Here is a 14,058-nt window from a genome sequence, read left to right on the forward strand (position 1 = left end):
GTCTCCGGACGAACAGGTTGCTTGGTCGCTACCGATCCTCCGGGCCTCGACCCACCTCACCCCGTCACGCCACGCCCGAGCGCCTCACCCCACCCAGAATGCGCAGAGCCCGTCATCCACGGCCTCGCCGGGCGGCGCGGCGCGGACGCGCGCGCCGTCGAGCTGCTGCGCCTGGCCGGCATCCCCGAGCCGGAGGCCCGCGCGCGCCAGTTCCCGCATCAGCTCTCCGGCGGCATGAAGCAGCGCGCGTTGATCGCGACCGCGCTCGCCGCCGGTCCCCAGCTCGTGATCGCGGACGAGCCGACGAGCGCCCTCGACGTGACGGTGCAGAAGCAGATCCTCGACCACATCGACCTGCTCGCGCGCGACCTCGGCACCGCTGTGCTGCTCATCACCCACGACCTGGGCGTCGCCGCCGACCGTGCCGACCGGATCATCGTCATGCAGCAGGGACGCATCGTCGAGGAGGGCCCCGCGCGCCGGGTGCTGTCGATGCCGACCCACCCGTACACCCGCGCGCTCATCGCCGCCGCGCCGGGGCTGCGTGCGGCCGGGCCGCGCGTCGCGACTCCCGTGCCGCGGGCGCGCCTCGACGAGCGCTCGCCCGCCGGCGCCGGGGAGGGGGCCACGGATGCCCCGCCGCTGCTCGAACTCGACGGGCTCCGCAAGGAATTCCCGCTGCCCGGCCGACCCGCTCTCGTCGCAGTCGACGACGTGTCGCTGACCGTCGCGCGCGGGGAGACCCTCGCCATCGTGGGGGAGTCCGGCTCGGGCAAGACGACCACCGCCCGCCTCGCGCTCCGTCTCGAGCGGCCCACCGCAGGTCGGATCCGCTTCGACGGCGCCGATCTCGTGGGAGCCGGACGCGAAGAGCTCCGTGCGCTCCGTCGCCGATTCCAGCTCGTCCACCAGAGCCCGTTCGCCTCGCTCGATCCCCGGTTCTCGATCGCCGAGATCGTCGACGAGCCGCTCCGCGCCTTCGGCGTCGGCGACCGGCGGGAACGTGCGGAGCGGGTCGGCGAGCTCATCGATCAGGTCGCCCTGCCCGCCGATGTCGCCCGTCGGCGTCCGGCCGAGCTCTCCGGCGGGCAGCGGCAGCGGGTCGCGATCGCGCGGGCCCTCGCGCTGCGCCCCGATCTCGTCGTGCTCGACGAGGCGGTCTCAGCCCTCGACGTGTCGGTGCAGGCGCAGATCCTCGCCCTCCTCGCCGAGATCCAGGCCGACTCGGGGCTCGCCTACCTGTTCATCAGCCACGACCTCGCGGTCGTGCGCGAGATCTCCCACCGCGTCGCCGTCATGCGGGGCGGGCGCGTCGTGGAGCACGGCGCCACGGCATCCGTCCTCACCGCGCCGGTCGACGCCTACACGCGCCGGCTGATCGAGGCGATCCCCGGTCGCCGGCGGGACCGGGAGGAGGCGGCGTGAGCGACCTCGGACGCCGGAGCGTCGAGCTCCTGCAGCAGCTGATCCGCGGGGCCGCCGTCAACGACGGCACGCCCGACGGCGGCGGAGAGCACCGTCAGGTCGATACGCTCCTGCGCTTCTTCGAGGGCTCCGGACTCGAAGGCGTCACGGTCGAGCCGCACCCCGGGCGCACGTCGCTCGTGGTCCGCATCGAGGGCACGGATGCCACGGCGCCCGCCCTCGCACTCGTCGGTCACACGGACGTCGTCCCCGTCGAGCCCGCCGGCTGGTCGCGCGACCCGTTCGCCGCAGAGATCGTCGACGGCGTGCTGTGGGGCAGGGGAGCGATCGACATGCTGAACCTCACCGCGGCGTACGCCGTCGTCGTCCGCGCCCTCGCCGTCGAGGGCTTCCGCCCGCGCGGCGACCTGGTGTTCGCCGCCGTCGCGGACGAGGAGAACGGCAGCCGCTTCGGCGTCGAGTGGCTCACCGAGCACCGGCTGGACCTCATCGACGCCGACTACGTCCTGACCGAGTCGGGCGGAGCGCACGCGGGGCCCGCGCCGGGGATCACGGTCATGGTGGGGGAGAAGGGCGGCGCCGGACGCCGGCTGCGCGTCACCGGCACGCCGGGTCACGGCTCGGCGCCGTGGGGCGCGCGCAACGCCGCGGTCATCGCCGCCGAAGCGGTCACCCGGCTCGCCCGCCATCGTTCCGCGGCGGTCATCACGCCGCAGTGGCGCGACTACGCCCGCGCGCTCGAGCTCGACCCCGACACGACGGCCGCGCTCCTGGACGCCGACCGGATCGACGACGCCCTGCCGCGGCTGGGCGCCCTCGCCGGGTTTGCCCACGCCTCGACGCACACGACGGTCTCGCCGAACATCGTGCGTGCCGGCGAGAAGGGGAACGTCATCCCGGGCGAGGCGACGGTGCAGCTCGACATCCGGGTGCTCCCCGGAGTGACCCGCGACGAGGTCGACGGGCAGCTGCGCGCGGCGCTCGGCGACCTCATCGAGCACATCGAGATCGAGGGCGACTGGTTCGGCGAGGCGACCCTCTCGCCCGTCGACACCCCGCTGTTCGACGCGATCGGCTCGGCCGTGCGACGCGCGCGCCCGGGCGCCGAGCTGTTGCCGATGCTCGGCGTCGGCGGCACGGACGGCCGGTTCTACCGACGCCGGGGCATCCCCGCCTACGGCTTCGGCGTCCTCAGCGAGCGCTGGGACTACGGGACGTTCCGGCGCCTCTTCCACGGCCACGACGAACGCATCGACCTCGCCTCGCTCGAGCTGACCGTCACCGCGCTCGACAACGTCGTGCGCACCTTCCACGACCCGGACGGCGCCGCCCGCTCCGGGCGATCCCTCAGATCGGAGACCACCGCATGAGCAGCACCTTCGACCCGTCGGCCGGAGCGCCGGCGATCGTGCCCTCCGTCGGCATCATCCTCGCCGGCAGCTATCCCGAAGACGATCCGGGGGCGGGGCTCGACGACACGCTCGCCCTCATCGCCGACGCCGAGGAGCTGGGCTTCGACGTCGCGGGCGTGCGTCAGCGACACCTCGAACGCGGCGCCTCGTCGGCTCTGACCCTGCTCGCCGCCGCGACCCAGCGCACGCGGCGCATCCGGCTCGAGAGCGACGTCGTGCCGCTCGGCTACGAGAACCCCTTCCGCCTCGCGGAGGACTTCGCCACGATCGACGCCCTCTCGGGAGGGCGGGTCAACGTCGGCGTCTCGACCTCGGCGCCGCACGGCGCGCTCCTGCGTGGGCTCGGGCGGCCGGATGCCGCGGCGGACGCCGATCCGTACGCGCTGATCGAGCGTTTCCTCGAGGCGCTCGAGGGGCGCAGCCTGTCCGACGAGCCGATCGACACCCCTTACGGTCCGCAGACGCCGCGGATCCAGCCCCACGTGCCGGGCCTGCGCTCCCGCGTCTGGCTCGGCGGGGGCTCGCTGCGCTCGGTGCGCTGGGCGGCGCAGCACGGACTCAAGCTGCTGCTCGGGAACCTCGGAGACGGCGATGCCGCCGACACGTTCGAGGAGGCGCAGGCCGTCCACATCGCCGAATACCGCCGCCTCTTCGTAGGCGACGGCCCCGAGGTCGCGGTCGAGCGGGTCATCCTGCCGATCGACTCGGCGACCGCCGGGCAGCGCGCGCACTACGCGGAGTACGTCGCCGGGCGCACCCCGCGCACGCGGCAGCCGGTCGTCGTCGGCGCACGACGGGTCGTGTTCCAGCGCGACCTGCACGGCACCGCCGAGCAGATCGCGGAGCGCCTGGCATCCGACCCCGCCTTCGACGGGCGCACGCAGCTGCGCGTCGCGCTGCCCTACGCTTTCGACCTCGACGAGTACCGGCAGATCCTGCACGACGTCCGCCACGCCATGCTGCCCCTCGTCGGCCATCGCGCTCCCGCCGACGAGGTCGCCGTCGCCGTCTGAGCGGCGCCACCCCCATCCCATCCACCCCTCAGGAGGAGACATGACCACCACCGCCGACCTCGACCGTGCGCGGTTCGCCCAGGACTGGGAGAGCTGGCACCGCGCCCACGAGCAGCGCCGCAACGACCCGCTCGGCTTCCACGCGATCACCGGGCTCACGTGGCTCGGAGCGGAGCCCGTCCGCCTCGCCGGCGCGCCCGGCTCGTGGAGCGCCGGCGCCGAGGGTCCCGTCGTCGATCTCGCCGACGGGGAGATCCTGAGCCTCGACGGCGAGGCGATCACCGGCCGCTACGCGTTCGGTTCGATCCCGGAGCGGGCATCCGTGAACGTGGCCTTCGCCGACGGCGGCGTCGCCGGTGTGATCGAGCTCGCCCGGCGAGGAGGGCACACGATCGCCCGTCCCCGACGCTCCGACCACCCGTTCCTCGCCGAATACCCCGGCACGCCCGCGTACGAGCCCGATCCGCGCTGGCGCGTCGACGCTCGCTTCGTGCCGTTCGACCCGCCCGTGCCGACCGAGGTCGGCGCCTCCGTCGACGGTCTCACGCACGTGTACGACGCGGTCGGCCGACTGGAGTTCACCTGGCGCGACGAGCCGTTCGCACTGACCGCGTTCCCCGGGCACGGCAGCGGCCTGCTGGTGCTGTTCACCGACGCGACGAGCGGCGTCACGACGTACGCCGCGAACCGCGCGGTCGCGGTCGAGCTGCCCGGCGAGGACGGGTGGACGACGATCGACTTCACCCGCGCGACGAACCTGCCCTGCGCCTACACGGACTTCGCGACCTGCCCGCTCCCTCCCCGCGAGAACCGTCTGCCCATCGGCATCGAGGCGGGCGAGAAGATCCCCCTCTCGCGTGTCCGCGGCGACGTCGCCGCAGTTCCGGCCTGAGCGCCCATCTCTCAGGCCCGCGCGCCCGCTCACGCCCGCGCGCCCGCTCACGAACTCCGCAGGATGTGGCGAACTCCGCACCGCCAGGGGCGATCTGGTGCGGAGTTCGTGGCGATCTGCGGAGTTCGTGGGCTTCCGCGCGCCGGCGTGTTCGCGCGCCGGGGCGCACGAACGGGCCGGCCGCCCCCGCGGGGACGGCCGGCCCGTGATGGGGAGGTCCTCAGGACTTGGGCAGACCCTCGGGGTTGACCTCGCTCGAGGCGACGCGCTCGTCCTCGAGGCCCCACGCCTTCAGGACCTCGTCGTACTGGCCTCCGGCGATGAGCGCGTCGAGCGCGATCTGCACGGGCTCGATGAGGCCGTTGCCCTTCTTCGTCCCCGCGGCGATGTTCGCCGTCAGGGGCCATCCGCCCGGCACGAGCCCGACGAGCTTCGTGTCGCCGGTCTCGCGCGCGGCCCAGGCGGCGGTCGCGTTCGGGCCGAAGGTGGCATCCGCGCGCCCCGACTGGATCGCGAGCGTCGCCGCCGCGTTGTCGTCGTAGTAGACGAGCTCGGCCGGAGCCTTCCCCTTCGCCGCGAGCTCCTCGTTCCAGGCGAGCAGCACCTTCTCCTGGTTCGTCCCCGAACCGACGATGATCTTGAGGCCCGAGATGTCGTCGGCGCCGGCGATCTTCGTGATGGCACTGTCGGACTTCACCGCGAACCCCAGCTGGTCGACGCGGTAGCTCGCGAAGTCGTAGAGCTCCTTGCGCTCTTCGGTGACGGTGACGTTCGCGGTGATCAGGTCGTACTTGCCCGACTGGATGCCGAGCGGCCAGTCCGCCCACGCGACGACCACCGGGTCGTACTCGAGGCCGAGCGCCTCGGCGATGAGCGATCCGATGTTCGGCTCGGTGCCCGCGACATCCGTCGCCGCAGACGTGCCGTCGGGCTGGTAGCTCAGCGGCGGGACGAACGCGCCGACGGCGACGGTGAGCTTTCCCGGGGTGATCGGGGTGAATCCGCTCTTCTTCAGAGCCTCGACGGCCTCCGGGACGGGCGCATCGAGATGCACCCGCTGGATATCGTCGGTGGCGACGTTGGCGCCGGTCTCGGTGGGGGCGGGCTCGGCGGCGGTCGCGGAGCCGTTGAGCGACACGGCGGCGATGATGCCGCCGACGATCGCGGCGGCCGCGACGGCTCCGATGCCGAGGGCGACGCCCTGCTTCTTGCTGAGGGACATGGTGGTGGGCTTTCTGTGTCGGGTGACGGGGACGGGGTGGAAGGATCAGGCGAGCACTTTGGCGAGGAACTCCTGCACACGGGGATGCCGCGGACGGACGAGCACCTCGGACGGCGGGCCCTGCTCGACGATGCGGCCGCCGTCGAGGAACACGACGCGGTCGGCGACCTCGCGGGCGAAGCCGACCTCGTGCGTGACGATGACGAGGGTCGTGCCGAGCTGGGCGAGGTCGCGGATGACGTCGAGAACCTCGCCCACGAGCTCGGGATCGAGCGCGCTGGTCGGCTCGTCGAACAGGATCACCTTGGGCTTGAGGGCGAGGGCGCGCGCGATCGCGACCCGCTGCTGCTGACCGCCCGAGAGCTGCCGGGGGTAGTGGCTCGCCTTCTCGGCCAGGCCGACCCGGTCGAGCAGGCCGAGGGCGAGCTCGCGCGCATCCTCCTTCGTCAGCCGGCCGAGCGCGATCGGCGCCTCCGTGACGTTCTCGAGCGCCGTCAGATGCGGGAACAGGTTGAAGTTCTGGAAGACGATCCCGATCTGCGTGCGACGGGCGAGGACGTCCTTCTCGCGCAGCTCGTAGAGCTTGCCGCCGCGCTGCTCGTAGCCGATCAGCTCGCCGTCGACGGTGACAGATCCGGCATCGACGGTCTCGAGGTGGTTGATCGTGCGCAGCAGGGTCGATTTGCCCGAGCCGCTCGCCCCGAGGATCGCGACGACCTCGCCCGGGGCGACGGTCAGATCGATGCCGCGCAGCACCTCGACGCCGCCGTAGCTCTTGTGCACGTTGTGGATCTCGATCAGTCCGGTCGTCGCGCTCATGCGGCACCTCCCGACGTGCGCTCGGAGGGGGAGGCGGCGGCCGTGCGTTCCCCGGCGTCCCTCTCGCCGCCGCGGGACGGCTCGTCGGCGAGGCGGGCCCACTGCACGGCGATCCATGCCCGGGCACGCTGCACCGGCGTCGGGGGCAGCACCCGCACCGTGCCGCGGGCGTAGTGCCGCTCGATGTAGTACTGCGCGATGCTGAGGATGGTCGTGACGATCGTGTACCAGACGACGGCGACCAGCAGCAGCGGAATGACCCGGCTATTGCGGTTGTAGATCACCTGCACCGCGTAGAACAGCTCGGGGATGGCGATCACGAAGAGCACCGAGGTGCCCTTGACCAGCCCGATGACCTCGTTCGTGGCGTTGGGGACGATCGATCGCATCGCCTGCGGCAGGACGATGCGGGTGAGCCGGCGCCGCGGCGGGATGCCGAGGGACGCGGCCGCCTCGAGCTGGCCCTGATCCACCGACAGGAGTCCGCCGCGGATGATCTCCGCCGAGTACGCCGCCTGATGCAGCGACAGTCCGAGCACGCCGGCGGCGAACGCCGAGATCAGCTGGACGGTGGGGAACTCCACGATCCAGAAGTCGGTCGTGAACGGCGTGCCCAGGCCCAGCGTGGGGTAGAGGTAGCCGAGGTTGTACCAGACCACCAGCTGCACAACGAGGGGCACCGAGCGGAAGAACCAGATGTAGAGCCACGCCGCGCTGTTCAGCAGCGGCGACTTCGCCAGGCGAGCCAGGGCGATCAGCGTGCCGAGCACGAAGCCGACGACGGCGGAGACCGCCGTGTACAGCAGGGTGAGGCCGAGCCCGCGCAGCACCGGCTCCGACACGACGTAGCGGGCGAAGACATCCCACTCGTAGTTCGCGTTGGTCACGAGCGACCAGGCGAACTGCGCGAGGACGAAGACGACGACGGCCGCGAGCGCCCACCGGAACCAGTGCTTCGTGCGGACGACCGGGATCGTGCCCAGATCCCACCGCTGGCGGTCGGGCGCCCCCGGAGCTGTCGCGGTCGCGCCGGTGCTGCGCGCCAGAGTGTCGGTCATGGGTCCCTCTTTCGGGGCGGTCGGATGCGGAGGCTCGTCGTCGACGGGCCGGATGCCTGACGGTAGGGAGCCCGCGACCGGGGGTGCAACGGCACCCCGTCACGACCCGAGATCATCCGTAGCGTGGCGTCACACGCAGCAACAGGGCGACCCATCCGGTTCCGCTGCGCGGACGCCCGCCTATCGTCGGAGCCATGCCGGACATCCCTTTCGCCGTCGTCTTCGCCCTCGAGGACGGTGCGCAGCTCGCCTCCCTCGACGGCCCCGCAGCGGCCCGCCGCCTCGCTCGTCGCGTGCAGGTCGCGGAGCGCCACGGGCTCACCGCGGTGACCTTCGACGATGTCCCGCTCGCGACCGAGGACCGCTGGGCGGGAGTCGATTCCGTGCAGCGCGCGGCGTTCGCCGCGCCGCTCACGCACGGCATCGGGCTGATCCCGGTCACGCGACCCGCGTACGCCGAGCCCTTCCACGTCGCCACGCAGCTCGCGAGCCTCGACTGGGCCTCGTCGGGGCGCGCCGGGTGGATCCCCGATGCGCGGTCGACGTCGCGCGACGCGCTCGCCGCGGGAACGGACCCGCTCTCGCCGGCGCAGCTCCGGCGCGAACGAGACGATGCGATCGCCGTCTCCCAGCTGCTCTGGGACTCGTGGGACGACGACGCCGTCATCGCCGACATCGCCACGGGGCGCTACCTCGACGCCGATCGACTCCACTACGTCGACTTCGTCGGGTCCCGCTACACCGTGAAGGGTCCGCTCATCACCCCGCGGCCGCCTCAGGGCCGACCGCTGGTCGTGGCGGACGCGGGCGTCGCGGGCATCGACATCGCGCTGGTCGAGGCCGACGCCGGACCGACCGACGGCCCGGCGGAGATCGACGAGGATGCCGTGGAGGTCGCCCGCGCGGCCGGCGCACAGCGGGTCTGGGTGCGTCTGCGGATCGGCGCGGCAGACCGCGCCGGCGCGATCCGGCTCGCCGCGACGGTGCGCGACATCCACCCCGTCGTCGACGGGGTGCACGTGAGCGTCGAGAGCGGGGACGTCGACGCCGCCCTCGAGGAGATCGGCCGCACGACGCTCGCCGCCCTCGACGAACCGGGCAGCGGCATCCGACGGGCCGTCCCGCACGCCGGACGGACCCTCCGCGACACCCTCGGTCTCGCGCGCCCCGCCGGCCGCTTCGCCCGGCCCGACCGCGACGCGCAGACCGGCCGCCAGGCACAGAGGGAGATCGCATGAGCACCGTCCGCCGGCCCTCCTCGGGACGCATCCAGTTCGGCGTCTTCTTCCAAGGCGTCAACTTCCATACGATCTGGTCGAGCCCCGACAGCGGCTCGCAGCACGAGTTCTCCTCGTTCCAGCGGGTCGCCCAGACGGCGGAGCGCGGGCTGTTCTCGGCCTTCTTCCTCGGCGAGGGCCTGCGACTGCGCGAGCACCTCGGACGGATCCACGATCTCGACGTCGCGGGGCGCCCGGACGCGCAGACGCAGCTGGCCGCCCTCGCCGCCGTCACCGAGCGCATCGGCCTCGTCGCCACCCAGAACACCACCTACAACGACCCCTACGACCTGGCGCGGAGGCTCGCCTCGCTCGATCTGCTGAGCGGCGGGCGCGCCGGCTGGAACGTCGTGACGACGGACAACGCGTGGACGGGGGAGAACTTCCGGCGCGGCGGCTGGCTCGACCACGCCGACCGCTATCACCGGGCGGAGCAGTTCGTAGCGGCCGCGCAGCGGCTCTGGGACGGGACTGACCGGGCGGGGGAGGACATCGCGATCGACGGGCGCCTGGTGCGGCTGACGGCGCCCGCACCCCTGCCGCCCAGCGAGCAGGGCCGCCCCGTGATCTTCCAGGCGGGCGACTCCGATGCGGGGCGCGAGTTCGCGGCATCCTCGGCCGATGTGATCTTCTCGGCGCACGGGGGTCTCGACGACGCGGTCGCCTTCGCCGCCGACGTCCGCCGCCGACTGCCGGCATACGGCCGGTCGCGGGACGAGCTGAAGTTCTTCCCCGGGCAGCACTTCGTGCTCGCCGAGACGGATGCCCAGGCGCGCGAGAAGGCGGAGTGGGTCGGGCTCGCCCAGGTCACGCCGCAGACGGCGATCCGCTTCCTCGAACCGGTGTGGGGCACCGACCTCACCTCCTACGACCCCGACGGCCCGCTGCCGGACATCGACCCCGTCATCGACGAGGCCGACGGGCAGCGGGGGGCGGCCTTCCAGGGGCGCCGCGCGATCGAGACTGCGCGGGCCTGGCGAGAGTCCGCCGCCGCGGAGGGGCTGTCGATCCGCCAGTTCGTCATCCGTCAGAGCGCGCGGCGCTCGATCGTCGGCAGCTACGAGGACGTGGCCGACCTCCTCGTGCGCTACGTCGACTCCGGCGCGGTGGACGGCTTCAACGTCTCGCCGTACCTCGTGCCGAGCGGGCTCGACGACATCGTCGACGGCCTCGTGCCGCTCCTGCAGGAGCGCGGGATCTACCCCACCGAGTATCCGGGCACGACCCTCCGCGAGAACCTCGGCCTGCCCGCCCTCGGCGCGCGCCGCTCGGCCGAGGACGCCGCCTGAGTCCGGCCCGCCGATCCGCACATCCGCCCGTCACCCTCCCTTTCATCCGCCCACCGTCCACAGGAGAGACCCATGACCGAGACGTCCCCCGCATCGCCCCTTTCCGAGGCCGCCCCGACCTACGATGCGCCGCTGATCACCCCGCAGGAGGCCGCTGAGCGCTTCTCCGCCGGCGCCGTGGTCATCGACGTGCGCAGCGACGCCGGCCGCGCGAAGGACGGGGTGATCCCCGGTTCGATCCGCGCCGACCGCGAGCGCATCGACGCGCAGTTCCTGCTGGACTCCCCGGAGAAGCTCGCCGAGATCACCGAATGGGATCAGGACATCGTCATCGTCTGCGGCTCGATCCGCGGCTCGGGTCCGGTCGCCGAGAAGCTGCGCGAGCGGGGCTTCACCAATGTCGCGCACGTCGACGGGGGCTTCCCCGCGTGGCGCGACGCCGGGGCGCCGGCCGAGGACATCCCGTCTGAGGCTGAGGCTGAGGCCGAGGCCTGAGGGCCGGCGGCGCCGACGCGCTCGGCGTGCGCCGTCCGCTACGCGTCCCGCAGGATACGGGCGGTCGTGCGCGCGCTGAAGTGCAGCGCCGTGACCGGCACCCGCTCATCCGCGGCGTGGAACTGGCCGAACACGTCGACGTCCCGCGGCACGCGCAGCGGGACGAACCCGTAGCCGTGGATGCCGAGTCGCGCGAAGTGCTTGTTGTCCGTCGAGGCGGGCAGCAGGTACGGCACGACGATCCCGTCCGGATCCTCGGCCAGGGTGGCCGTGCGGAGCGTCTCGATCAGCGGTGCGTCGATCGGGGACTGCGTCGCCGACCACCACCGCCCCTCCTGCACCTCGACGTCGTCCCCGGCGAGCCGTCGGAGATCGCTGCGGAGGGCGTCGTCCTGCCCCGGCAGCACCCGGATGTCGAGGCGCGCGCTCGCCTCGGCGGGGATGATGTTCGTCTTGTCGCCGGCGCGCAGGACGGTCGGTGTCGCCGTGTTCGCGAGGGATGCCGCGACGAGGCTGCCGACGAAGCCGAGCGAGGCGAGGTCGGCGTCGAGCGACTCGTCCGTGAACGCCCGTCCCCGTGCCGCGCCGAAGGCCGCCAGGAAGCCGTCCACCGCGGGCGTGCGCACGGCGGGGAACCGGTGCGCGCCGATCGCCGCGACCGCTCCCGCCAGCCGCACGACCGCGTTGTCGGCGGTCGGTCTCGACCCGTGCGCCGCGTGACCGCGAGAGCGGAGCGTCGCCCAGGCCACACCCTTCTCGGCCGTGGCGACGAGGTAGGCGCGGCGCTCGTCGCGGGGATCGGCCGTCAGTGGGACGGAGAAGCCGCCTACCTCGCCGATCGCCTCGGTCACACCGGCGAACAGCTCCGGTCGGTGCTCGACGAGCCAGCCGGCGCCCCACACCCCGCCGCTCTCCTCATCCGCCAGGAAGGCGAGCACCAGGCCGCGCCGGGGAACGATCCCCTCACGGGCGAAGTGGCGGATCACGGCGAGCACCGTGCCCGCGTAGTTCTTCATGTCGACGGCGCCGCGACCGTAGAGCATCCCGTCGACGATGTCGCCGCCGAACGGCGGATGCGTCCAGTCGTCCTCCGCCACGGGAACCACGTCGGTGTGGGCGTGCACGAGCAGCGCGGGCGCCAGCGGATCGCGTCCGGGCAGTCGCGCCACGAGCGAGGCCCGCCCGGGGACGGGCTCGATCAGTTCGGACCCGATGCCGACCTCGGCGAGGCGGTCGCGGATGTAGAGCGCCGCGCGCGCCTCTCCGTCCCCGATCGTCTCGGGGATCCCGGTGTTGACGCTGTCGATGCGGGTGAGATCGCGGGCGAACGCGACCGCCTCCCGCTCCAGGAGTGAGGGCATCGCGGGGTCAGCCCAGCCGGCTGTGCGCGCCGAGCCGGTGCCAGGTCCTTTTGTGGTAGACGAGCGCGCCGTCGTCGGCGCCGGGACGCACGCGCGATTCGACCCCGTGCGCGGCGATCACGGTCGAGGACCCCGCCTGCATCCGCTCCACCACGACGCAGCGGACCCACGCGCGGACGTCCGTGAACACGGGTTCGCCCGTCTCGAGACGCGTCCACCGGGATCCGTCCGCGAACCGATCGATCCCGCTCGTCGCCCCGAGCTTCGCGATCTCGAGGTCCTCGGCGTCGAGCAGATGCACGACGACCGCGTCCGCGCGCTCGAGGGTCGCAGACGCCGAGGAGAGCGAGGAGATCGAGAACACGAGAAGCGGGGGATCGACGCTCACCGAAGAGACGGATGTCGCGGTCAACGCCACCGGGCCGTCGCCGGCGTCGGCGGTGATCACCGCGACACCGCCGGGATGACCGCGGAAGAGGTCCTTGAGCCGGTCCGCGGGCAGCGACACCGCACCCGCCGGGATCCCGGACGGCTCCTCGACGTCGTCGGGGACCGTCCGTGCCGGCCGGGAGAGGTAGGCGAGTTGCTGGGTCATGGCACGACGCTAGGGCGCTGCGCACGCCCGCGCGCGTGCATGATCTCCTGTGAACGCAGATGACTCCGTGTGACGCGACGGAGCGCGTCGGGCATCGGGAGACGCCCCGCACGGAGGGGTGGGCCCCTGCGTACGGGTGCGCCTAGGACCTGGAGTGCCCCCGACAGGAATCGAACCTGCGACCTTTGGTACCGGAAACCAACGCTCTATCCCCTGAGCTACGGAGGCGTACCGATCGAGACTATCACCGCGCGGCGGTGGCGCGTGTCCGCAGGAGGCTCCGAGACCGGTCCGATCTCCGTCGCGCCGCGAGGGGCCGAGGCGTGCGAGGATACTTCGGTGCAACGCATCGTGACCGCCGAACTCGACCTGGAGCTGGGGTCCTCCGTCGACCTGATCTTCCAGATCGCGGCGGCCCAGCCGACCCCCGTCGTCCGCGAGGAGCTGACGTTCACGCAGGGCGATCGCGTGTACACGCCGACCGAGATCGTCGACCAGTCCGGCAGCCGTCTGCACCGCCTCGTCGGAGAGGCGGGGCCCCTCACCGTCCACTACGAGGCGCACATCGACGGCCACGTCGCGCAGCGCGCGACGAGCGACCTCGAAGCGATCACGTACCTGCGTCCGAGCCGGTACTGCCAGTCCGACGAGGTGTTCTCGCAGGCGCGGCGGCAGTTCCGCGGCCTGCAGGGCATGGGCCTCGTCGCCGCCGTGAGCGAGTTCGTGGCGACCAGCACGACGTACACCCCCGGCCTCAGCCAGGGGACGGACTCGGCCGTGACGACGCTCATGACGGGGCAGGGCGTCTGCCGCGACTACGCGCACGTCGTGATCGCGCTGCTGCGCGCGATGGACATGCCCGCGCGGTATGCGGCGTGCTTCGCGCCGGGCCTGCGCCCGATGGACTTCCACGCCGTCGCCGAGGCCTACGTCGACGGCAGCTGGTACGTCATCGATGCGACGCGGCTGTCCAACCGACGTTCGCTCGTGCGGATCGCGACCGGCCGAGACGCCGCCGACTGCGCGTTCCTCAGCTATCACGGCGGCTACGTCGGCCTGCAGCGGATGCACGTGGACGCGTGCGTCGTCCCCGACGACGCCGCCGACGTCGACGCACTGGACGCCGCCGCCGCGGCATCCGACCCCGCTCTCGACGACCTCGCCGACCCCGTCCAGCTCGCCTGACCCCCGCCCCGCCGC

General features: G+C 72.8%; 13 protein-coding genes and 1 tRNA gene. 8 read left to right on the forward strand and 6 right to left on the reverse strand.

Annotation, left to right across the window (positions count from 1 at the left end; translation table 11 throughout):
- The 4 genes from WFI00_RS07975 to WFI00_RS07990 all read left to right on the forward strand — a co-directional run.
- A partial coding sequence (locus WFI00_RS07975; RefSeq protein WP_442928313.1) for an ATP-binding cassette domain-containing protein occupies positions 1 to 1,425 on the forward strand: 1,425 nt, incomplete at its 5' end.
- A complete protein-coding gene (locus WFI00_RS07980; protein WP_336631782.1) occupies positions 1,422 to 2,795 on the forward strand; it encodes a M20/M25/M40 family metallo-hydrolase in 1,374 nt (457 codons plus the stop codon). The genes WFI00_RS07975 and WFI00_RS07980, both read left to right, overlap by 4 nt.
- Positions 2,792 to 3,850 carry an LLM class flavin-dependent oxidoreductase gene (locus tag WFI00_RS07985; protein WP_336631781.1) on the forward strand — a complete coding sequence of 353 codons (1,059 nt, stop codon included), beginning with the start codon at positions 2,792 to 2,794 and terminating at the stop codon, positions 3,848 to 3,850. The genes WFI00_RS07980 and WFI00_RS07985 overlap by 4 nt, the downstream gene beginning before the upstream one ends.
- Before the next feature lie 40 nt (positions 3,851 to 3,890).
- The gene (locus tag WFI00_RS07990; protein ID WP_336631780.1) at positions 3,891 to 4,742 is read left to right on the forward strand and encodes a DUF1684 domain-containing protein; all 852 of its coding nucleotides are present in this window, start codon (positions 3,891 to 3,893) and stop codon (positions 4,740 to 4,742) included.
- A 220-nt stretch (positions 4,743 to 4,962) separates the two neighbouring features.
- Here WFI00_RS07990 and WFI00_RS07995 read toward each other — a convergent pair whose 3' ends face one another.
- Genes WFI00_RS07995 through WFI00_RS08005 form a run of 3 tightly spaced genes read right to left on the reverse strand, consistent with a single transcriptional unit; the run spans position 4,963 to position 7,841 of the window.
- The gene (locus WFI00_RS07995; RefSeq protein ID WP_336631779.1) at positions 4,963 to 5,964 is read right to left on the reverse strand and encodes an ABC transporter substrate-binding protein; all 1,002 of its coding nucleotides are present in this window, start codon (positions 5,962 to 5,964) and stop codon (positions 4,963 to 4,965) included.
- Positions 5,965 to 6,009: 45 nt separating this feature from the next.
- A complete protein-coding gene (locus WFI00_RS08000) occupies positions 6,010 to 6,783 on the reverse strand; it encodes an amino acid ABC transporter ATP-binding protein (RefSeq protein ID WP_336631778.1) in 774 nt (257 codons plus the stop codon).
- Complete coding sequence (locus WFI00_RS08005; RefSeq protein ID WP_336631777.1) at positions 6,780 to 7,841, reverse strand: amino acid ABC transporter permease; 1,062 nt, start codon at positions 7,839 to 7,841, stop codon at positions 6,780 to 6,782. Before WFI00_RS08005 ends, WFI00_RS08000 begins: the two co-directional genes overlap by 4 nt.
- Before the next feature lie 194 nt (positions 7,842 to 8,035).
- Here WFI00_RS08005 and WFI00_RS08010 point away from each other — a divergent pair, with 194 nt between their 5' ends.
- The 3 genes from WFI00_RS08010 to WFI00_RS08020 all read left to right on the forward strand — a co-directional run bounded on the left by WFI00_RS08010 (position 8,036) and on the right by WFI00_RS08020 (position 10,902).
- Positions 8,036 to 9,079, forward strand: coding sequence for a nitrilotriacetate monooxygenase (locus WFI00_RS08010; RefSeq protein ID WP_336631776.1), 1,044 nt, complete (start codon positions 8,036 to 8,038; stop codon positions 9,077 to 9,079).
- Positions 9,076 to 10,407: an NtaA/DmoA family FMN-dependent monooxygenase gene (locus WFI00_RS08015; RefSeq protein WP_336631775.1), complete on the forward strand. Its 1,332-nt coding sequence runs from the start codon at positions 9,076 to 9,078 to the stop codon at positions 10,405 to 10,407. The genes WFI00_RS08010 and WFI00_RS08015 overlap by 4 nt, the downstream gene beginning before the upstream one ends.
- 72 nt (positions 10,408 to 10,479) lie before the next feature.
- Positions 10,480 to 10,902 (forward strand): rhodanese-like domain-containing protein, encoded by a 423-nt coding sequence (locus tag WFI00_RS08020; RefSeq protein ID WP_336631774.1) that lies wholly within the window; start codon positions 10,480 to 10,482, stop codon positions 10,900 to 10,902.
- A gap of 38 nt (positions 10,903 to 10,940) precedes the next feature.
- On the opposite strand, the gene WFI00_RS08025 is transcribed toward WFI00_RS08020, so the two are convergent.
- The 3 genes from WFI00_RS08025 to WFI00_RS08035 all read right to left on the reverse strand — a co-directional run bounded on the left by WFI00_RS08025 (position 10,941) and on the right by WFI00_RS08035 (position 13,086).
- Positions 10,941 to 12,263 (reverse strand): M20/M25/M40 family metallo-hydrolase, encoded by a 1,323-nt coding sequence (locus tag WFI00_RS08025; protein WP_336631773.1) that lies wholly within the window; start codon positions 12,261 to 12,263, stop codon positions 10,941 to 10,943.
- A 7-nt stretch (positions 12,264 to 12,270) separates the two neighbouring features.
- Positions 12,271 to 12,858 (reverse strand): flavin reductase family protein, encoded by a 588-nt coding sequence (locus WFI00_RS08030; protein WP_336631772.1) that lies wholly within the window; start codon positions 12,856 to 12,858, stop codon positions 12,271 to 12,273.
- A gap of 155 nt (positions 12,859 to 13,013) precedes the next feature.
- A tRNA-Arg gene (locus tag WFI00_RS08035) sits at positions 13,014 to 13,086 on the reverse strand.
- A gap of 111 nt (positions 13,087 to 13,197) precedes the next feature.
- Between WFI00_RS08035 and WFI00_RS08040 the strand changes: the two genes are divergently transcribed.
- Positions 13,198 to 14,043, forward strand: a complete 846-nt coding sequence (locus WFI00_RS08040; RefSeq protein WP_336631771.1) for a transglutaminase-like domain-containing protein — start codon at positions 13,198 to 13,200, stop codon at positions 14,041 to 14,043.
- Positions 14,044 to 14,058: the final 15 nt, after the last annotated feature.

Source organism: Microbacterium sp. MMO-56, from assembly GCF_037146215.1.
Classification (GTDB): Bacteria; Actinomycetota; Actinomycetes; order Actinomycetales; family Microbacteriaceae; genus Microbacterium.

Bases quoted from the DNA above. Each gene is read 5' to 3' on its own strand.
- WFI00_RS07985 (WP_336631781.1), top strand. From the start codon at position 2,792: ATGAGCAGCACCTTCGACCCGTCGGCCGGAGCGCCGGCGATCGTGCCC.
- WFI00_RS07990 (WP_336631780.1), top strand. From the start codon at position 3,891: ATGACCACCACCGCCGACCTCGACCGTGCGCGGTTCGCCCAGGACTGG.
- WFI00_RS07995 (WP_336631779.1), bottom strand. From the start codon at position 5,964: ATGTCCCTCAGCAAGAAGCAGGGCGTCGCCCTCGGCATCGGAGCCGTC.
- WFI00_RS08000 (WP_336631778.1), bottom strand. From the start codon at position 6,783: ATGAGCGCGACGACCGGACTGATCGAGATCCACAACGTGCACAAGAGC.
- WFI00_RS08005 (WP_336631777.1), bottom strand. From the start codon at position 7,841: ATGACCGACACTCTGGCGCGCAGCACCGGCGCGACCGCGACAGCTCCG.
- WFI00_RS08010 (WP_336631776.1), top strand. From the start codon at position 8,036: ATGCCGGACATCCCTTTCGCCGTCGTCTTCGCCCTCGAGGACGGTGCG.
- WFI00_RS08015 (WP_336631775.1), top strand. From the start codon at position 9,076: ATGAGCACCGTCCGCCGGCCCTCCTCGGGACGCATCCAGTTCGGCGTC.
- WFI00_RS08020 (WP_336631774.1), top strand. From the start codon at position 10,480: ATGACCGAGACGTCCCCCGCATCGCCCCTTTCCGAGGCCGCCCCGACC.
- WFI00_RS08025 (WP_336631773.1), bottom strand. From the start codon at position 12,263: ATGCCCTCACTCCTGGAGCGGGAGGCGGTCGCGTTCGCCCGCGATCTC.
- WFI00_RS08030 (WP_336631772.1), bottom strand. From the start codon at position 12,858: ATGACCCAGCAACTCGCCTACCTCTCCCGGCCGGCACGGACGGTCCCC.